This is a genomic window from Cronobacter universalis NCTC 9529 (assembly GCF_001277175.1).
Taxonomy (GTDB): Bacteria; Pseudomonadota; Gammaproteobacteria; order Enterobacterales; family Enterobacteriaceae; genus Cronobacter; species Cronobacter universalis.
In genome coordinates this window covers 1,264,970-1,283,170 of record NZ_CP012257.1, presented here as the reverse complement: position 1 = coordinate 1,283,170, position 18,201 = coordinate 1,264,970, and the positions used below count along the sequence as shown (strand labels likewise).

Here is an 18,201-nt window from a genome sequence, read left to right as displayed (position 1 = left end):
TCCAGCCAGGCTAAATGGTACCAACACGGTACTAACGCTGCTGGCGGGACGGCAGGATATAACAACACACATTCACAATTGGGTATCAATGGCGTTTCTGGCGCCGCGATAAAGGAGTTGGATATGCAGTTACGTAAACTGACCGCAGCAATGCTGGTAATGGGTCTGAGCGCAGGTCTGGCCCATGCGGAAGACGCAAGCGGCGGTCAAAGCACGCTGGATAAAATCAAAGCGAACGGCGTTATCGTTGTCGGCCATCGCGAATCCTCAGTTCCTTTCTCCTATTACGACAACCAGCAAAAAGTGGTCGGCTATTCGCAGGATTACTCCAACGCCATCGTTGAAGCCGTGAAGAAACAGCTTAATAAGCCGGATCTGCAGGTCAAAATGATCCCGATTACGTCGCAGAACCGTATCCCGCTGCTGCAAAACGGCACCTTTGATTTCGAATGCGGCTCCACCACCAACAACCTGGAGCGCCAGAAACAGGCCGCGTTCTCTGACACCATTTTCGTCGTCGGCACCCGCCTGCTGGTGAAAAAAGGCGGCCCGATTAAAGATTTCCCGGATCTGAAAGGCAAAGCGGTCGTCGTGACCTCCGGCACCACCTCGGAAGTGCTGCTGCATAAGCTGAACGACGAGAAGAAAATGGATATGCGCATCATCAGCGCCAAAGATCACGGCGACTCTTTCCGCACCCTGGAAAGCGGCCGCGCGGTGGCCTTTATGATGGATGACGCCCTGCTGGCCGGCGAGCGCGCGAAAGCGAAGAAACCGGACAACTGGGAAATCGTCGGCACGCCGCAGTCCAAAGAAGCCTACGGCTGCATGCTGCGTAAAGGCGACGAGTCCTTCAAAAAGCTGGTAGACGATACTATCGCCCAGGCGCAGACCTCCGGCGAAGCGGCGAAATGGTTTGATAAGTGGTTTAAAAACCCAATCCCGCCGAAAAACCTTAACCTGAACTTTGAGCTTTCCGACGACATGAAAGCCCTGTTCAAAGAGCCTAACGATAAAGCGCTTAACTAATTACAACCATTAAGGGGCGGGTCATCCTGCCCTCATGATTGAAGAAGCAAGCCCGGACAGACTATACGCCGGTTGGCCGTTCCCCAACCGACGCGAACAGAGAGGCTTCTCATCAATCTTAGGGGGTAGCGCTGCTACCCTTCTTTTTTTTCGGAGTACGTTATGTCTATAGACTGGAACTGGGGCATCTTTCTGCAGGATGCGCCGTTCGGTAACACCACCTACTTAGGCTGGCTATGGAGTGGCTTCCAGGTGACCGTCGCGCTGTCGATAAGCGCCTGGATAATCGCCTTCCTCGTTGGCTCCCTGTTCGGCATTCTGCGCACCGTACCGAACCGTTTTCTCTCCGGCATCGGCACCTGCTATGTCGAGCTTTTCCGTAACGTTCCGCTGATCGTCCAGTTCTTTACCTGGTATCTGGTGGTGCCGGAACTGCTGCCGGAAGATCTCGGCATGTGGTTTAAGGCGGAGCTCGATCCGAACGTGCAGTTTTTCCTCTCCTCAATGATCTGCCTTGGGCTCTTTACCGCCGCCCGCGTCTGCGAGCAGGTACGCGCTGCTATCCAGTCGCTGCCGCGCGGCCAGAAAAACGCCGGTCTCGCGATGGGGCTGACGCTGCCGCAAACCTATCGCTACGTGCTGCTGCCCAACGCCTATCGCGTCATTGTGCCGCCGATGACCTCCGAAATGATGAACCTGGTGAAGAACTCGGCCATCGCCTCAACCATTGGTCTGGTGGATATGGCGGCGCAGGCAGGCAAACTGCTCGACTACTCCGCTCACGCCTGGGAATCCTTTACGGCCATCACCCTTGCCTATGTGTTTATCAACACGGTCATCATGGTGGTGATGAATCTGGTGGAACGTAAGGTTCGCCTGCCGGGCAATATGGGGAGCAAATAATGTACGAATTTGACTGGGGATCGATTGTTCCCTCTATGCCTTATCTGCTGGCGGGGCTGGTGATCACCTTAAAAATCACCGTTACCGCCGTCATCTTCGGTATCGTCTGGGGTACGCTGCTGGCCGTGATGCGGCTTTCCGCATTTAAGCCGCTGGCCTGGTTTGCCACCGCCTACGTAAACGTGTTTCGTTCCATCCCGCTGGTCATGGTGCTGCTGTGGTTTTACCTGATTGTGCCGGGGATTTTGCAGGATGTGCTGGGCATCTCGCCGAAAACTGATATCCGTCTGATCTCCGCGATGGTGGCGTTCTCGATGTTTGAAGCCGCCTATTATTCGGAGATTATCCGCGCCGGTATTCAGAGCATCTCCCGCGGCCAGTCGAGCGCCGCGCTGGCGCTCGGGATGACGCACTGGCAATCCATGAAGCTGATTATCCTGCCGCAGGCGTTTCGCGCCATGGTGCCGCTGCTGCTCACTCAGGGCATCGTGCTGTTCCAGGATACCTCGCTCGTTTATGTGCTGAGCCTTGCGGATTTCTTCCGCACCGCGTCCACCATCGGCGAGCGCGACGGCACCCAGGTAGAGATGATCCTGTTTGCAGGCGCCGTTTATTTTGTCATTAGTTTAAGTGCATCGCTGTTGGTCAGCTGGCTGAAGAAAAGGACTGTATAATGATTACCCTGAAAAACGTTTCAAAATGGTATGGTCACTTTCAGGTGCTTACCGACTGCTCCACGGCCGTGAAAAAAGGCGAAGTCGTGGTGGTGTGCGGCCCTTCCGGCTCCGGCAAATCGACGCTGATTAAAACCGTCAACGGCCTTGAACCTGTTCAGCAGGGCGAAATCGTCGTCAACGGCACCAGGGTGAACGACAAAAAAACCAATCTGGCGCAGCTTCGCTCACACGTCGGCATGGTGTTCCAGCACTTCGAGCTGTTCCCGCATCTCTCCATTATTGAAAACCTGACGCTCGCGCAGGTCAAAGTCCTCAAGCGCGACAAAGCCGCCGCCCGTGAAAAGGGGCTAAAGCTGCTGGAGCGCGTCGGGCTGTCCGCGCATGCCAATAAATTCCCGTCGCAGCTCTCCGGCGGCCAGCAGCAGCGTGTGGCGATTGCCCGCGCGCTCTGCATGGATCCGGTCGCGATGCTGTTTGACGAGCCCACTTCGGCGCTCGATCCGGAAATGATCAATGAAGTGCTGGACGTGATGGTCGAGCTGGCGCAGGAAGGGATGACCATGATGGTGGTGACGCACGAGATGGGCTTTGCGCGTAAAGTGGCGCACCGCGTTATTTTTATGGATGAAGGCAAGATTGTGGAAGACTCGCCGAAAGAAGAGTTCTTCGCGAACCCGAAATCGGAACGCGCGAAAGATTTTCTCGCGAAAATCCTCCACTAACTATTATTGCCAAAAATAATGCGCGGGTTCAGGCCCGCGCATTCATATTGTCTGTTACGGCTCGAACGGCCGACGCTGGAACTGGTTATGGCCGCATTTGGGGCAGACCGGCAGCACTTCCGGGGTGTAAAAAGCGAGATGGTGATGGCAGTTTTCACACACCAGATTGCCAAGACCCACCACCTCGCCGCTGTGATAGACGCCGTGATGGTTAAGATCCTGGAACACTTCGCGCCACTCCAGCTGGGTTTTATCGGTGATATCCGCCAGCTCCTGCCAGACGCTCTCTTTGATTACCCGTAAAAAGACGCTGTCCGTCACATCGTCCTGGCTTTCTTTATAACTGCGGGCGAACTCTTCCAGATCGCGCCGCACCGCGCGGGTCACTTCCTCCTCCTCGGTGCGGGTGAGCTCGCCGGTACGGGCAATGTGCCGCCTCGCGCTCTCCACCAGCGCGTCGATATCCCGCTCCCCGTTGCGTACGCGTTCGGTGAGCGAGGTCACCAGTTCACGGTAATATTGCGCAACCTTGTTCATCGCCTTTTCCTCCTGGATGGGTAACCTCTTCTTATTGTAGTCGTTAATCCCGCAGCGCTTTGTCAGCCAGCGCACAGGGCCGTGTAAAACCACGTATTTCCTTATTCGCGCGCCCTCGGCTGAAAGGCTGTTTTGCAGCGGTCGAATCGGCTATGCTATGCGGATCTGAAATAACACACGTTAAGGCTACATTTGTAGCTGTATTGAAAACAGGACTACTGGCTGCCATGCAAGAGCAATATCGCCCGGAAGAGATAGAATCCAAAGTACAGCTTCACTGGGAAGAGAAGCGCACGTTTGAAGTGACCGAAGACGAGAGCAAAGAGAAGTATTACTGCCTGTCGATGCTTCCCTATCCTTCTGGCCGACTACACATGGGCCACGTTCGTAACTACACCATTGGCGATGTGATCGCGCGCTACCAGCGTATGCTCGGTAAAAACGTGCTCCAGCCCATCGGCTGGGACGCCTTCGGCCTGCCGGCGGAAGGCGCCGCGGTGAAAAACAACACCGCGCCGGCGCCGTGGACGTACGACAACATCAACTACATGAAGAACCAGCTCAAAATGCTGGGCTTCGGCTATGACTGGAGCCGCGAGCTGGCGACCTGTACGCCGGAATATTACCGCTGGGAGCAGCAGTTCTTCACCGAGCTCTACAAAAAAGGCCTGGTGTACAAGAAAACCTCCGCGGTGAACTGGTGCCCGAACGATCAGACCGTACTTGCCAACGAACAGGTCATCGACGGCTGCTGCTGGCGCTGCGACACCAAAGTGGAGCGTAAAGAGATCCCGCAGTGGTTTATTAAAATCACCGCCTATGCCGACGAGCTGTTAAACGATCTGGATAAGCTCGACCACTGGCCGGATACCGTTAAAACCATGCAGCGCAACTGGATTGGCCGCTCTGAAGGCGTGGAAATCACCTTCGACGTTCAGAACAGCGACGAAAAGCTGACGGTGTACACCACCCGCCCGGATACCTTTATGGGCGTCACCTATCTGGCCGTTGCGGCGGGTCATCCGCTGGCGCAGGCCGCGGCAGCCGCTAACCCGGCGCTGGGCGATTTCATCGCCGAATGTCGCAACACCAAAGTCGCCGAAGCCGATATGGCGACCATGGAGAAGAAAGGCGTCGACACGGGCATTAAAGCGATTCACCCGCTGACCGGCGAAGCTATCCCGGTATGGGCGGCGAACTTCGTGCTGATGGAATATGGCACCGGCGCCGTTATGGCCGTTCCGGGCCACGACCAGCGCGACTATGAATTCGCAACCAAATACAGTCTGCCGATTAAACCCGTTATCCTGACCGCAGAAGGCGCCGCGCCGGATCTGAGCGAACAAGCGCTCACCGAAAAAGGCGTGCTGTTTAACTCCGGTGAATTTGACGGACTGGACTTCGAAGCGGGCTTTAACGCGATTGCCGACAAACTCGCCGCCAAAGGCGTGGGCGAGCGCAAAGTGAACTATCGCCTGCGCGACTGGGGGGTTTCCCGTCAGCGTTACTGGGGCGCGCCAATCCCGATGGTGACCCTGGAAGACGGCACCGTTATGCCGACGCCTGCCGATCAGCTGCCGGTGATCCTGCCGGAAGATGTGGTCATGGACGGCATCACCAGCCCGATTAAAGCAGACCCGGAGTGGGCGAAAACGACCGTTAACGGCCAGCCTGCGCTGCGTGAAACCGACACCTTCGACACCTTCATGGAATCCTCCTGGTACTACGCGCGCTACACCTGCCCGCAGTACAAAGAAGGCATGCTGGATGAGAAAGCGGCCAACTACTGGCTGCCGGTCGATATTTATATCGGCGGCATCGAACACGCCATCATGCACCTGCTCTACTTCCGCTTCTTCCACAAGCTGATGCGCGACGCGGGTATGGTGAACTCTGACGAACCAGCGAAACAGCTGCTGTGCCAGGGCATGGTGCTGGCGGACGCGTTCTACTACGTGGGCGCGAACGGCGAACGTAACTGGGTCTCCCCGAAAGACGCCATCGTCGAGCGCGATGAGAAAGGCCGCATCGTGAAAGCGAGCGACGCCGCGGGCCATGAGCTGGTGTATACCGGCATGAGCAAAATGTCGAAGTCCAAAAACAACGGCATCGACCCGCAGGAGATGGTTGAGCGTTACGGCGCCGACACCGTGCGTCTGTTCATGATGTTCGCCTCCCCGGCGGATATGACGCTTGAGTGGCAGGAATCCGGCGTGGAAGGCGCAAACCGCTTCCTGAAACGCGTCTGGCGTCTGGTGTACGAGCACACCTCGCTCGGCGACGCGCCGGCGCTGAATGTGGATGCGCTGGATGACGATCAGAAAGCGCTGCGTCGCGATGTTCATAAAACCATCGCGAAAGTGTCCGATGATATCGGCCGCCGTCAGACCTTTAACACCGCTATCGCCGCCATCATGGAACTGATGAACAAACTGGCGAAAGCGCCGCAGGAAGGCGAGCAGGATCGCGCCTTAATGCGTGAAGCGCTGCTGGCCGTGGTGCGTATGCTCAACCCGTTCACCCCGCACGTCAGCTTTACGCTGTGGCAGGAGCTGAAAGGCGAAGGCGATATCGACAACGCGCCGTGGCCGCAGGCTGACGAAAGCGCGATGGTGGAAGACACCACGCTGGTCGTCGTACAGGTCAACGGTAAAGTGCGCGGTAAAATCACCGTGGCGGCTGACGCGACCGAAGAGCAGGTGCGCGAGCGCGCCGCTCAGGAACATCTGGTGGCGAAATACCTCGCCGGCGTGACCGTGCGTAAAGTGATTTACGTACCGGGTAAACTGCTTAACCTGGTTGTGGGCTAAGCGCAGGAGGAAGCGTGCGACATCTGATTACTCTGTTTGTAGGCCTGGCGGTGATGCTCACCGCCGGTTGCGGCTGGCATCTGCGCAATACCACGCAGGTGCCGGAGCAAATGCATACGTTGATCCTTAACTCCGGCGATCCGAACGGCCCGCTGACGCGCGCGGTGCGTAACCAGCTGCGTCTGAACGGCGTCGAGATTGTCGAGGCGAGTTCCATTCGCCAGGACGTGCCGTCGCTGCGTATTGGCAGCTCGACCATTTCTCAGGATACCGCGTCGGTCTTCCAGAACGGTCGTACCGCGGAGTATCAGATGGTGATGACCGTTAACGCCACCGTGCTGATCCCCGGTCATGACATCTACCCGATCAACGCCCGCGTGTATCGCTCGTTCTTCGATAACCCGTTGACGGCGCTGGCGAAGTCGGCCGAACGCAGCATCATCATTCAGGAGATGTATGACAAAGCCGCCGAACAGCTGATCCGCAAACTGGTGGCGGTTCACGTACGCGATGAGTCGCAAACCCGTGATGCTTCTCAGCCTGCCAGTAAGCCTGCCGACGCGGCGACGCCAGACAGCGGCCGCGTCTCCACCACTCTCCCCGTTCAGTAATGCTACGGCTTTACCCTGAACAACTCCGCGCGCAGCTCAATGAAGGGCTGCGCGCGGCCTATTTAGTGCTCGGCAACGACCCGCTTCTGCTCCAGGAGAGCCAGGACGCCATTCATCAGCAGGCGCAGGCGCAGGGGTTTGAAGAGCATCACCGCTTTATTATTGACGTCAGCACCGACTGGCAGGCGATTTTCTCGCTTTGTCAGGCGATGAGTCTCTTCGCAAGCCGCCAGACGCTGCTGCTGGCCTTGCCGGATAACGGCCCTAACGCCGCTATTAACGAACAACTCGCCACGCTGGTCAGTCTGCTGCATGACGATCTGCTGCTCATCGTGCGCGGCAACAAGCTCACCAAAGCCCAGGAAAACGCCGCGTGGTTTACCGCGCTCGCCGACCGCGCCGTGCAGATAACCTGCCAGACGCCGGAGCAGGCGCAACTGCCGCGCTGGGTGGCTAACCGGGCGAAGCAGATGAATCTGCAACTGGACGACGCCGCCTGTCAGTTGCTCTGCTACTGCTACGAAGGCAACCTGCTGGCGCTCGCCCAGGCGCTGGAGCGGCTGTCGCTGATCTGGCCGGACGGCAAACTGACGCTGCCGCGCGTCGAGCAGGCCGTTAACGACGCCGCGCACTTTACGCCGTTCCACTGGGTCGATGCCCTGCTGGCGGGTAAAAGCAAACGCGCGCTGCATATTCTTCAGCAGTTGCGTCAGGAAGGCGCCGAGCCGGTAATTTTACTGCGCACCCTGCAACGCGAGCTGTTGACGCTGGTCACGTTAAAGCGCCAGTCGGCAAGCACGCCGCTGCGCGCGCTGTTTGATCAGCACCGCGTCTGGCAGAACCGCCGCGCCCTGCTTACCGAGGCGCTCTCACGTCTGAGCGACGACAGGCTCTGGCAGGCGGTACGTCTGCTGACACAGTGCGAAATCACGCTCAAGCAGGATTACGGCCAGAACGTCTGGCCGGAGCTGGAAAGTCTCTCGCTGGTGCTCTGCCACAAAGCGCTGGCCGGAGTGTTTATCGATGACTGACCGCATCCCTGCGCTTCAGGCCTGGTATGGCGGCACGTTCGACCCCATCCATTACGGCCATCTGCGCGCCGTGGAAGCGCTCGCCGGAGAAGTGAAGCTTACTCAGGTGACCATAATGCCGAATAATGTGCCGCCGCATCGCCCGCAGCCTGGCGCCAGCAGTCTTCAGCGCAAAGCGATGGTGGAACTGGCCATTGCCGGTAACCCCTTGTTTCGCCTGGATGCACGCGAGCTGCAACGCGACACGCCCTCCTGGACCAGCGAAACGATGGCGCAGCTGCGCCGTGAAGCAGGCCCGGATGCGCCGCTGGCCTTTATCATCGGCCAGGATTCCCTGCTGACGCTGCGCACATGGCATAACTATGAGGCGCTGCTGGCGTGCTGTCATCTGCTGGTCTGCCGCCGTCCTGGCTATCCGGTGGAGATGAAAACCGACGAAGACCAGCGCTGGCTGGCGCCGCGCCTCGCCCGCCAGGCGGACGAGCTTCACCGCGAACCTGCCGGGAAAATCTATCTTGCCGACACCCCGCTCTTTCCGATATCCGCGACGGACATCCGCGCGCGCCTTGCAAAGCAGTTGCCGTGTGATGATCTCCTGCCGCCCGCCGTGCTGGCGTATATCCACCATCACGCGCTGTATCGCCAGCCGTAACAGAAGAAAGACGCGAAATAACCGCGCGCCGTGGCGTCGTTCCGCCGACGCGCGCTGAGCCGATTGCGGTTCAGGCATTGACACAACGGGCGATGCTGTTATCCTCCGCTGCCAGATATTTCCCGCCGCAAGCCGCCTTTCTGAAATTGTTTTACAAAAATGGCGATGCAAACTCTTGCCTGCGGTGGGATGATAGCCCACTTCTGAGCGCAGCCCGCCCGCATTCCGGGCGCTGTACTCGTATCGATTATCCGATGGCGCATCCGGCGTCATCTGTGGTTCACATTCCCAGGGGGAAAACTTGCAGGGTAAAGCACTCCAGGATTTTGTCATTGATAAAATCGACGATCTTAAAGGCCAGGATATTATCGCCATTGATGTTAAGGGCAAATCCAGCATTACAGATTGTATGATTATCTGCACCGGCACCTCCAGCCGTCATGTAATGTCTATCGCCGATCATGTCGTTCAGGAATCCCGCGCTGCGGGCATGATGCCGCTCGGCGTTGAAGGCGAAAGCGCCGCCGACTGGATCGTGGTCGATCTCGGCGATGTGATGGTGCACGTCATGCAGGAAGAGAGCCGTCGCCTGTATGAGCTGGAAAAGCTCTGGGGTTAAGGCGTGAAGCTTCAGCTGGTCGCCGTTGGCACAAAAATGCCCGACTGGGTGCAGACAGGTTTCAGCGAATATCTGCGCCGCTTTCCCAAAGATATGCCGTTCGAGCTCGTTGAGATCCCGGCAGGGAAGCGCGGCAAAAACGCCGACATCAAACGCATTCTGGATAAAGAAGGCGAGATGATGCTGGCGGCGGCGGGGAAAAACCGCATCGTGACGCTGGATATTCCGGGGCGCCCGTGGGATACGCCGCAGCTGGCCCGCGAGCTTGAGCGCTGGAAACAGGACGGCCGCGATGTGAGCCTGCTTATCGGCGGGCCGGAAGGCCTGTCCGATGCGTGTAAAGCGGCGGCGGAACAGAGCTGGTCGCTTTCCGCGCTGACCCTGCCCCATCCGCTGGTACGTGTGATTGTCGCGGAGAGTCTCTACCGCGCCTGGAGTATTACCACCAACCACCCGTATCATCGTGAATAATCACCACAGGTAAGTTAAGCAGCGGATGAAACTCAAGGATTCCTTTCGTGATTATACGGCTGAGTCCGCGCTCTTTGTGCGTCGGGCGCTGGTCGCTTTTGCCGGCATTCTGGTGCTGACCGGAATTCTGATCTTCAACCTCTACCATTTACAGATCCTGCGTTTTAACGACTACCAGACCCGCTCCAACGAAAACCGCATCAAACTGGTGCCTATCCCGCCAAGCCGCGGGATTATCTACGATCGCAACGGGACGCCGCTCGCCCTGAACCGCACTATCTACCAGATAGAAATGATGCCTGAAAAGGTAGACAGCGTGCAGGATACGCTGGAGGCGCTGCGCTCGGTGGTCGATCTCACCGATGACGATATCGCGAACTTCAAAAAGGAGCGCGCTCGCTCGCACCGTTTTACGTCGATTCCCGTGAAAACCAACCTGACGGAAGTGCAGGTGGCGCGTTTCGCCGTGAATCAGTACCGCTTCCCCGGCGTGGAAGTCAAAGGCTATAAGCGCCGCTACTACCCTTACGGCGCGGCGCTGACGCACGTTATCGGCTACGTCTCAAAAATTAACGATAAAGATGTCGAACGCCTCGATAAAGACGGCAAGCTCGCCAACTACGCCGCCACGCACGATATCGGCAAGCTCGGCATTGAGCGCTACTACGAAGATGTCCTGCACGGCCAGACCGGCTATGAAGAGGTTGAAGTTAACAACCGCGGGCGCGTCATTCGCCAGCTGAAAGAAGTGCCGCCGCAGGCGGGCCACGACATCTACCTGACGCTCGATCTCAAGCTTCAGACCTATATCGAAACCCTGCTCCAGGGCAGCCGCGCCGCGGTGGTAGTCACCGATCCGCGTACCGGCGGCATTCTGGCGATGGTCTCAATGCCAAGCTACAACCCGAACCTGTTCGTGGATGGTATCTCCAGCAAAGATTACTCTGGCCTGTTGAATGATCCGAACACGCCGCTGATTAACCGCGCCACCCAGGGCGTCTACCCGCCGGCGTCTACCGTGAAGCCCTACGTCGCGGTTTCCGCGTTGAGCGCAGGCGTTATCAACCGCAACACGTCGCTGTTCGACCCCGGCTGGTGGCAGTTGCCAGGCTCCGAGAAGCGCTACCGCGACTGGAAAAAGTGGGGCCACGGGCGGCTTAACGTCACGAAATCGCTGGAAGAATCCGCAGACACCTTCTTCTACCAGGTCGCTTACGACATGGGCATCGACCGACTCTCCGAGTGGATGCGCAAGTTCGGCTACGGCAGCCTGACGGGAATCGATCTCTCCGAAGAGCGCTCCGGCAACATGCCGACGCGCGAATGGAAGATGAAACGCTTTAAAAAGCCGTGGTATCAGGGCGACACCATTCCGGTCGGCATCGGCCAGGGCTACTGGACCGCCACGCCGGTACAGATGAACAAAGCCATGATGATCCTGATTAACGACGGCGTGGTGAAAGTGCCGCACCTGTTGATGACGACGGTGGTGAACGGCCAGAAAGTGCCGTGGAAACAGCCGGAACAGCCGCCGGTGGGCGATATTCACTCCGGTTACTGGGAAATCGCCAAAGACGGCATGTATGGCGTCGCCAACCGCGCCAACGGCACCGGTCACAAATACTTCGCCGGCGCGCCGTATAAAATCGCCGCGAAATCCGGTACCGCGCAGGTCTTCGGGCTCAAAGCCAACGAAACCTATAACGCGCACCGCATCGCTGAGCGTCTGCGCGACCACAAGCTGATGACCGCGTTCGCGCCTTACGATAACCCGCAGGTGGCGGTGGCGATGATCCTGGAAAACGGCGGCGCGGGCCCGGCGGTGGGCACCATCATGCGTCAAATCCTCGACCACATTATGCTCGGGGACAATAACACCGAACTGCCGACGGAAAACCCCGCCACGGCGGCGGCGGAGGATCGATAAGATGACCGACAATCCGAATAAAAAGTCGCTGTGGGATAAAATCCACCTCGACCCGACCTTTATGCTGATAATTCTGGCGCTCTGTTTTTACAGCGCAATGGTTATCTGGAGCGCCAGCGGCCAGGATATCGGCATGATGGAGCGCAAGATAGGGCAGATTATGATGGGCCTGGTGATTATGATCGTGCTGGCGCAGATCCCGCCGCGCGTCTATGAAGGCTGGGCGCCCTATCTGTACATCGTCTGTATTATTTTGCTGGTGGCGGTGGACGCCTTTGGGGCCATCTCCAAAGGGGCGCAGCGCTGGCTCGATCTCGGCGTGGTGCGCTTCCAGCCCTCGGAAATCGCTAAAATCGCCGTGCCGCTGATGGTGGCGCGCTTTATTAACCGCGACGTCTGCCCGCCAACGCTGAAAAACACCGGCATCGCGCTGGTGCTGATTTTCATGCCCACGCTGCTGGTGGCCGCCCAGCCTGACCTCGGCACATCGATTCTTATCGCCGCCTCCGGCCTGTTCGTGCTGTTCCTCTCCGGCTTAAGCTGGCGTTTGATTGGTATCGCGGTGGTGCTTATCGCGGCGTTTATCCCGATCCTCTGGTTCTTCCTGATGCACGATTATCAGCGCCAGCGCGTGATGATGCTGCTGGATCCGGAAAGCGATCCGCTGGGCGCGGGCTATCATATTATTCAGTCGAAAATCGCCATCGGCTCCGGCGGCCTGCGCGGCAAAGGCTGGCTGCACGGCACCCAGTCGCAGCTGGAATTCCTGCCGGAACGCCATACCGACTTTATCTTCGCGGTACTCGCTGAAGAGCTGGGCCTGGTGGGCGTGCTGGTGCTGCTGGCGCTCTATGTCCTGTTGATTATGCGCGGGCTGTGGATCGCCGCGCGCGCCCAGACGACCTTCGGGCGCGTCATGGCGGGCGGCCTGATGCTGATTCTGTTCGTTTATGTGTTTGTGAATATTGGTATGGTGAGTGGTATCTTACCGGTGGTGGGCGTTCCGCTGCCGCTGGTCAGCTACGGGGGCTCCGCCCTGATTGTACTCATGGCCGGGTTTGGCATCGTGATGTCGATCCATACCCACAGGAAAATGTTGTCGAAGAGCGTATAAGAGGTTCGCAATGCGTAAGCAGTGGATTGGCGTCTGCATCGCCGCAGGGTTATTAACCGCCTGCGGCGTCAATAACGAAGGGCAACAACAGGCGAGCGTAGCGCCACAGCAGCCGGTCTGCAACGGTCCGATCGTTGAGATAAGCGGCGCGGATCCTCGCTACGAACAGCTGAATCCTTCCGTAAACAGCGATTATGAGCGCGACGGTAAACGCTATACCATCGTTCAGGATCCTTCGCGCTTCAGTCAGGCGGGGCTTGCCGCTATCTATGACGCGGAGCCGGACAGCAACCTGACCGCCTCGGGCGAACCATTCGACCCAATGCAGCTCACCGCCGCGCACCCTACCCTGCCGGTGCCAAGCTACGCGCGCATTACTAACCTCGCTAATGGCCGCATGATTGTCGTGCGCATTAACGACCGCGGCCCATATGGCAATGACCGCGTGATCTCGCTCTCCCGCGCGGCGGCGGATCGACTGAATACGTCGAACAACACCAAAGTGCGTATCGATCCGATTATCGTCGCGCCGGACGGTTCGCTCTCTGGGCCGGGCATGGCCTGTACGACGGTCGCGAAACAAACGTATGCGCTCCCGGCGCGTCCTGATTTAAGCGGCGGCCTCGGCAGCGTCTCTTCTGCCCCCCAGCCTGCCGAACCGCAGGGCGATATCCGCCCGGTGAGCAACGATACGCTGCAAAGCGATGACACCACCGGCGCGCCGGTGAAAAGCGGCGGCTTTTTAGGCGCGCCGACGACGCTTGCTTCGGGCGTGCTGGAAAGCTCAACGCCGGACACCACGCCGACGGCCGCTACCGCGCAGCCCGTCACCGCGAGCGCCCCCGTACAACCTGCCGCTGAACCCGCGCAGCTTGCCGCGCCCGCCACCCGCAACGCGCCGGTGACCGCGCCAGGCTCCGTGCAGGGCAGCGTCGCGCCAGCCGCCAGCGCCGCCTCCACGACCACCGCCGCCGCCGGGAATTATGTGGTGCAGGTCGGGGCCGTCAGCGACAGCGCGCGTGCCGCGCAGTGGCAACAAAAACTGAGCCAGCAATTTTCCGTACCAGGACGCGTCAGCCAGAACGGCGCAGTCTATCGCGTTCAGTTAGGGCCGTTCGCCAGCAAAGCGCAGGCCGCCTCGCTCCAGCAGCGTTTACAGAGCGAAGCGCAGGTTCAGTCTTTCATTACTGTCGCCCAATAACCGCAGGCCGGGCTGGCCTGCCGCTTTGTCAGTTACGGTAAAGGCCGTTAACAAAGTCATGCGCAAAGTCGGATGCCAGCCCATAAGGCATTTGCTATAGTAAGGCACTTTTTTTCACTCATCACGGATGTCGTTGTTCAGACCATGAAGACCACTTTCTCCGTTCGTTTTATGCAGCGTCTCGCCGTTACCACGGCGCTTTCTGTCGCAGCCCTTTCCACCGCCGCCCATGCCGACGACCTTAATATCAAAACGATGATCCCAGGCGTGCCGCAGATCGACGCGGAAGCCTATATCCTCATCGATTACAACTCAGGGAAAGTGCTGGCGGAGCAGAACGCTGACGCGCGCCGCGATCCGGCGAGCCTGACCAAAATGATGACCAGTTACGTCATCGGCCAGGCGATGAAAGCAGGTAAATTTAAAGAGTCCGATCTGGTGACCATCGGCAATGACGCCTGGGCCACCGGCAACCCGGTCTTCAAAGGCTCGTCCCTGATGTTCCTGAAACCAGGCATGCAGGTGCCGGTTTCTCAGCTGATCCGCGGGATTAACCTGCAATCCGGCAACGACGCCTGCGTGGCGATGGCAGACTATGTGGCGGGCAGCCAGGACGCGTTTGTGGGCCTGATGAATAGCTACGTCACCGCGCTGGGCCTGAAAAACACCCATTTCCAGACCGTACACGGTCTCGACGCTGACGGCCAGTACAGCTCGGCGCGCGACATGGCGCTGATTGGCCAGGCGCTGATCCGCGATGTGCCGAACGAATACTCCATCTACCGCGAGAAAGAGTTCACCTTCAACGGCATCCGCCAGACCAACCGTAATGGTCTGCTGTGGGATAACAGCCTGAACGTGGACGGCATCAAAACCGGTCATACCGACAAAGCGGGCTACAACCTCGTCGCGTCCGCCACCGAAGGTCAGATGCGTCTCATCTCCGCCGTGATGGGGGGGCGCACCTTTAAAGGCCGTGAAGCAGAAAGCAAAAAGCTGCTGACCTGGGGCTTCCGTTTCTTCGAAACCGTGAACCCGCTGAAAGCCGGCAAAGAGTTCGCGTCCGAGCCGGCCTGGTTTGGCGATAACGATCGCGCCTCGCTGGGTGTCGATAAAGATATCTATCTGACCATCCCGCGCGGCCGCATGAAAGATCTGAAAGCCAGCTATGTGCTGAACACCTCCGAGCTGCACGCGCCGCTGGCGAAAAATCAGGTAGTCGGCACCATTAATTTCCAGCTGGACGGTAAAACCATCGAACAGCGCCCGCTGGTGGTACTGGAAGAGATTCAGGAAGGCAATTTCTTTGGCCGCATCATCGATTACATCAAACTGATGTTCCACCACTGGTTTGGTTAATTACTGACCACTTGAAAGCCTGACTTTCATCCCCATATACTAAGCATCAATCCAACTCCCGCTTCGGCGGGAGTTATTATTTTTTGACGTAACGCTGGAGCTGACATGAAAACCAAACTTAACGAGCTGCTTGAGTTCCCGACCCCCTTTACTTACAAAGTGATGGGCCTGGCGAAGCCTGAGTTGGTCGATCTGGTCGTCGAGGTAGTGCAGCGCCATGCTCCCGGCGACTACACGCCGCAGATCAAACCGAGCAGCAAAGGCAACTACCATTCCGTTTCGATTACCATCAACGCGACGCATATCGAGCAGGTGGAAACGCTCTATGAAGAGCTCGGCAATATCGAAATCGTGCGTATGGTGCTGTAACCCCGTTACCCGGCCGCGTCCGGGTAACTTCTCTTCGTGATATACTCCCCGCACCTTCTCTCTTCGGAGACGCTGTTTTGCTTCAGGAAAAAATCATTGTTCGCCAGCTCGGGCTTCAGCCGTATGAACCCGTTTCGCAGGCGATGCATCAGTTTACCGACGAACGCGAAGAAACCACACCGGATGAGATCTGGCTGGTCGAGCACACCCCGGTCTTCACGCAGGGGCAGGCCGGCAAGGCAGAACATGTACTGATGCCGGGCGACATTCCGGTTATCCAGAGCGATCGCGGCGGCCAGGTGACCTATCACGGGCCCGGCCAGCAGGTCATGTATGTAATGTTAGATCTCAGGCGCCGCAAGCTCGGCGTGCGCGAGTTGGTCACCTTGCTGGAACAGACCGTCGTCAATACACTTGCAGAGTGGAATATTAACGCCTACCCTCGACCAGACGCGCCAGGCGTCTATGTGGACGGCAAAAAAATCTGCTCGCTGGGGCTGCGTATTCGTAAAGGCTGCTCTTTTCACGGTCTTGCACTTAATATTAATATGGATTTACGTCCGTTTTTACGTATTAATCCTTGCGGGTACGCCGGGATGGAAATGACCCAGGTCAGCGCCCTTTCTGCTGGCGCAAACCCTGAAGCGGTGCAGCCGCGACTGGTGCATCACTTTTTAGCGCTACTTAATAATCCCCCCGCGGAATATATCAGCGCTTAAGACTTTCCTGGTTCGCCGCCCTTCTTGTGGCGGCCTTTAATCGTTATGCAATTTGCCGCTTTACATTCCATAACGGATTATTTATTTTCTCTGCGCCTGAATAGATTTTCCTTAATCTCATCAATGGATTAACGGCAAGAGAAGATAAGCGGGATTTATCTGAAAACGCCACCCGCCCCTATGCCGTCCATGTAAAGTCCTGTTCACTTTATGCGGGTAAGATCCCCGGAGCGTTTTATTGTCGGCTAAGGGACCTGTTCACAGTTATTATAAATAGAACCTCTCTATTATTTGATTTATCTATACAGTTGGAGCGTAGCGTGGAATTGAACCATCCCCCTGAAAAACCTTCAGCCAAACAGGAAGATGACAGTAGACCGCAAATATTCCAGACTCTGCGAAATATCGATCTAAACCTGCTGACGATTTTCGAAGCCGTATACGTGCATAAAGGCATCGTTAACGCGGCCAGAGTACTGAACCTGACGCCATCGGCTATCAGCCAGTCTATTCAGAAACTGCGACTGATATTTCCCGATCCGTTGTTTATTCGCAAAGGGCAAGGGGTTACCCCGACTGCTTATGCGACCCACATGCATGAATATATCAGTCAGGGGCTGGAATCTATTCTCGGCGCGCTGGATTTACAGGGCGAGCACGAAAAACAGCGCACCATTACGATTGCCACCTCCGCCTCGTTGGGCGCGCTGGTGATCCCGCAGATTTACAAGCAGATCCGCACGGTAAATCCTCATCTGCAAATCCGTAACATTCCGTTGCAGGACACCGAAACTCAGCTGAGCCAGTTCCAGACCGATCTGGTGGTCGACAGCGGCTCGTGGTCGTCGCGCACCCTCAGCACGCACCTGCTCTTTAAAGATCGCGTCGCCGTGGTCTGTCGCCGCGGCCACCCCTGCTCGCGCACTGGCGAGCCTGTCACGTCGGAAGACCTGCAAACCTGGGAGCACACTTTCATTATGCTGCCTGGCGGAATGGTGAATGGCGTACGCAAGCAAATTAATACGCTACTGCCTGATCGAAACGTTTCGTTTAGCAGTTACAATATGGTGACGATCGCTTCTATCATCGGCAGCAGCGATTTAATCGGCTTTATGCCCGCACGAATATTCACGTTATTTAAAGACAGCTTTGGACTTATTGAAGTGGAAAGCGATGTCGTTATAAAAGAAACTATCGACATTTCATTGCATTACAATAAATTCAGCCTGCGTGATCCCGTTGTGCAGAATGTGATTGAGGCGATTGTGGAAGGATTTACCCACCACGCCGTTTCGGCTGGCGCGTCGCCCTCATAATGGGCGGCCGCTTAAAGGCACTAAATAACAACTATTTTACAAATTCTTCGGCGTTTCAGGTGCCCTCAGGCTGATTCTGTGTGGCAGTAATGTTATACTGCGTGCCGTTAATTCAAAAATAGTTGATAAATACA

General features: G+C 57.4%; 18 protein-coding genes. 17 read left to right on the top strand and 1 reads right to left on the bottom strand.

Translation table 11 applies throughout. The features are described 5' to 3' along the window. The first annotated feature begins 123 nt into the window (after window positions 1-123). The 4 genes from AFK65_RS05840 (at window position 124) to AFK65_RS05825 (ending at window position 3,331) form a co-directional block, all read left to right on the top strand. Entirely contained in the window at window positions 124-1,029 is a 906-nt protein-coding gene (locus AFK65_RS05840) for an amino acid ABC transporter substrate-binding protein (protein WP_007699512.1), read from the top strand. A gap of 162 nt (window positions 1,030-1,191) precedes the next feature. Then, the gene (locus AFK65_RS05835; protein WP_007699515.1) at window positions 1,192-1,932 is read left to right on the top strand and encodes an amino acid ABC transporter permease; all 741 of its coding nucleotides are present in this window, start codon (window positions 1,192-1,194) and stop codon (window positions 1,930-1,932) included. Further along, window positions 1,932-2,606 carry a glutamate/aspartate ABC transporter permease GltK gene (gltK, locus tag AFK65_RS05830; RefSeq protein ID WP_007699516.1) on the top strand — a complete coding sequence of 225 codons (675 nt, stop codon included), beginning with the start codon at window positions 1,932-1,934 and terminating at the stop codon, window positions 2,604-2,606. Before AFK65_RS05835 ends, gltK begins: the two co-directional genes overlap by 1 nt. Beyond that, window positions 2,606-3,331, top strand: a complete 726-nt coding sequence (locus tag AFK65_RS05825) for an amino acid ABC transporter ATP-binding protein (protein WP_007699518.1) — start codon at window positions 2,606-2,608, stop codon at window positions 3,329-3,331. Before gltK ends, AFK65_RS05825 begins: the two co-directional genes overlap by 1 nt. Before the next feature lie 54 nt (window positions 3,332-3,385). Here the strand turns inward: AFK65_RS05825 and AFK65_RS05820 are convergent, their stop codons facing one another. Next, on the bottom strand, window positions 3,386-3,868 hold the full coding sequence (locus tag AFK65_RS05820; protein ID WP_032804315.1) for a zinc ribbon-containing protein: 483 nt from the start codon (window positions 3,866-3,868) through the stop codon (window positions 3,386-3,388). 227 nt (window positions 3,869-4,095) lie between these two features. Here AFK65_RS05820 and leuS point away from each other — a divergent pair, with 227 nt between their 5' ends. From leuS to AFK65_RS05755, 13 genes are all read left to right on the top strand, one after another. Next, the gene (leuS, locus tag AFK65_RS05815) at window positions 4,096-6,678 is read left to right on the top strand and encodes a leucine--tRNA ligase (protein ID WP_144421396.1); all 2,583 of its coding nucleotides are present in this window, start codon (window positions 4,096-4,098) and stop codon (window positions 6,676-6,678) included. Between the two features lie 14 nt (window positions 6,679-6,692). Continuing rightward, the gene (lptE, locus tag AFK65_RS05810; RefSeq protein WP_032970622.1) at window positions 6,693-7,289 is read left to right on the top strand and encodes an LPS assembly lipoprotein LptE; all 597 of its coding nucleotides are present in this window, start codon (window positions 6,693-6,695) and stop codon (window positions 7,287-7,289) included. Further along, window positions 7,289-8,320 carry a DNA polymerase III subunit delta gene (holA, locus tag AFK65_RS05805; protein ID WP_007699675.1) on the top strand — a complete coding sequence of 344 codons (1,032 nt, stop codon included), beginning with the start codon at window positions 7,289-7,291 and terminating at the stop codon, window positions 8,318-8,320. The genes lptE and holA overlap by 1 nt, the downstream gene beginning before the upstream one ends. Continuing rightward, window positions 8,313-8,972 carry a nicotinate-nucleotide adenylyltransferase gene (nadD, locus tag AFK65_RS05800; RefSeq protein WP_038857720.1) on the top strand — a complete coding sequence of 220 codons (660 nt, stop codon included), beginning with the start codon at window positions 8,313-8,315 and terminating at the stop codon, window positions 8,970-8,972. The genes holA and nadD overlap by 8 nt, the downstream gene beginning before the upstream one ends. 301 nt (window positions 8,973-9,273) lie before the next feature. Beyond that, window positions 9,274-9,591 carry a ribosome silencing factor gene (gene rsfS / locus AFK65_RS05795; RefSeq protein ID WP_007699718.1) on the top strand — a complete coding sequence of 106 codons (318 nt, stop codon included), beginning with the start codon at window positions 9,274-9,276 and terminating at the stop codon, window positions 9,589-9,591. 3 nt (window positions 9,592-9,594) lie between these two features. Continuing rightward, window positions 9,595-10,062 carry a 23S rRNA (pseudouridine(1915)-N(3))-methyltransferase RlmH gene (gene rlmH / locus AFK65_RS05790; protein ID WP_007699721.1) on the top strand — a complete coding sequence of 156 codons (468 nt, stop codon included), beginning with the start codon at window positions 9,595-9,597 and terminating at the stop codon, window positions 10,060-10,062. 25 nt (window positions 10,063-10,087) lie between these two features. After that, window positions 10,088-11,989 (top strand): peptidoglycan DD-transpeptidase MrdA, encoded by a 1,902-nt coding sequence (gene mrdA / locus AFK65_RS05785; RefSeq protein ID WP_007699722.1) that lies wholly within the window; start codon window positions 10,088-10,090, stop codon window positions 11,987-11,989. Between the two features lies 1 nt (window position 11,990). After that, window positions 11,991-13,103, top strand: a complete 1,113-nt coding sequence (mrdB, locus tag AFK65_RS05780) for a peptidoglycan glycosyltransferase MrdB (RefSeq protein ID WP_007699723.1) — start codon at window positions 11,991-11,993, stop codon at window positions 13,101-13,103. 10 nt (window positions 13,104-13,113) lie between these two features. Then, a complete protein-coding gene (rlpA, locus tag AFK65_RS05775; protein WP_053531609.1) occupies window positions 13,114-14,304 on the top strand; it encodes an endolytic peptidoglycan transglycosylase RlpA in 1,191 nt (396 codons plus the stop codon). 144 nt (window positions 14,305-14,448) lie between these two features. Further along, on the top strand, window positions 14,449-15,663 hold the full coding sequence (gene dacA / locus AFK65_RS05770; protein WP_032804317.1) for a D-alanyl-D-alanine carboxypeptidase DacA: 1,215 nt from the start codon (window positions 14,449-14,451) through the stop codon (window positions 15,661-15,663). Window positions 15,664-15,768: 105 nt separating this feature from the next. Beyond that, a complete protein-coding gene (ybeD, locus tag AFK65_RS05765; protein WP_007699789.1) occupies window positions 15,769-16,032 on the top strand; it encodes a DUF493 family protein YbeD in 264 nt (87 codons plus the stop codon). A gap of 77 nt (window positions 16,033-16,109) precedes the next feature. Next, complete coding sequence (gene lipB, locus AFK65_RS05760) at window positions 16,110-16,751, top strand: lipoyl(octanoyl) transferase LipB (protein ID WP_032804318.1); 642 nt, start codon at window positions 16,110-16,112, stop codon at window positions 16,749-16,751. Between the two features lie 320 nt (window positions 16,752-17,071). After that, on the top strand, window positions 17,072-18,067 hold the full coding sequence (locus AFK65_RS05755; protein ID WP_007699867.1) for a YbeF family transcriptional regulator: 996 nt from the start codon (window positions 17,072-17,074) through the stop codon (window positions 18,065-18,067). Window positions 18,068-18,201: the final 134 nt, after the last annotated feature.

Excerpts from the sequence above, each read along its gene's own strand:
- AFK65_RS05840 (WP_007699512.1), top strand. The coding sequence starts at position 124 with ATGCAGTTACGTAAACTGACCGCAGCAATGCTGGTAATGGGTCTGAGC.
- AFK65_RS05835 (WP_007699515.1), top strand. The coding sequence starts at position 1,192 with ATGTCTATAGACTGGAACTGGGGCATCTTTCTGCAGGATGCGCCGTTC.
- gltK (WP_007699516.1), top strand. The coding sequence starts at position 1,932 with ATGTACGAATTTGACTGGGGATCGATTGTTCCCTCTATGCCTTATCTG.
- AFK65_RS05825 (WP_007699518.1), top strand. The coding sequence starts at position 2,606 with ATGATTACCCTGAAAAACGTTTCAAAATGGTATGGTCACTTTCAGGTG.
- AFK65_RS05820 (WP_032804315.1), bottom strand. The coding sequence starts at position 3,868 with ATGAACAAGGTTGCGCAATATTACCGTGAACTGGTGACCTCGCTCACC.
- leuS (WP_144421396.1), top strand. The coding sequence starts at position 4,096 with ATGCAAGAGCAATATCGCCCGGAAGAGATAGAATCCAAAGTACAGCTT.
- holA (WP_007699675.1), top strand. The coding sequence starts at position 7,289 with ATGCTACGGCTTTACCCTGAACAACTCCGCGCGCAGCTCAATGAAGGG.
- nadD (WP_038857720.1), top strand. The coding sequence starts at position 8,313 with ATGACTGACCGCATCCCTGCGCTTCAGGCCTGGTATGGCGGCACGTTC.
- mrdA (WP_007699722.1), top strand. The coding sequence starts at position 10,088 with ATGAAACTCAAGGATTCCTTTCGTGATTATACGGCTGAGTCCGCGCTC.
- mrdB (WP_007699723.1), top strand. The coding sequence starts at position 11,991 with ATGACCGACAATCCGAATAAAAAGTCGCTGTGGGATAAAATCCACCTC.
- rlpA (WP_053531609.1), top strand. The coding sequence starts at position 13,114 with ATGCGTAAGCAGTGGATTGGCGTCTGCATCGCCGCAGGGTTATTAACC.
- dacA (WP_032804317.1), top strand. The coding sequence starts at position 14,449 with ATGAAGACCACTTTCTCCGTTCGTTTTATGCAGCGTCTCGCCGTTACC.
- ybeD (WP_007699789.1), top strand. The coding sequence starts at position 15,769 with ATGAAAACCAAACTTAACGAGCTGCTTGAGTTCCCGACCCCCTTTACT.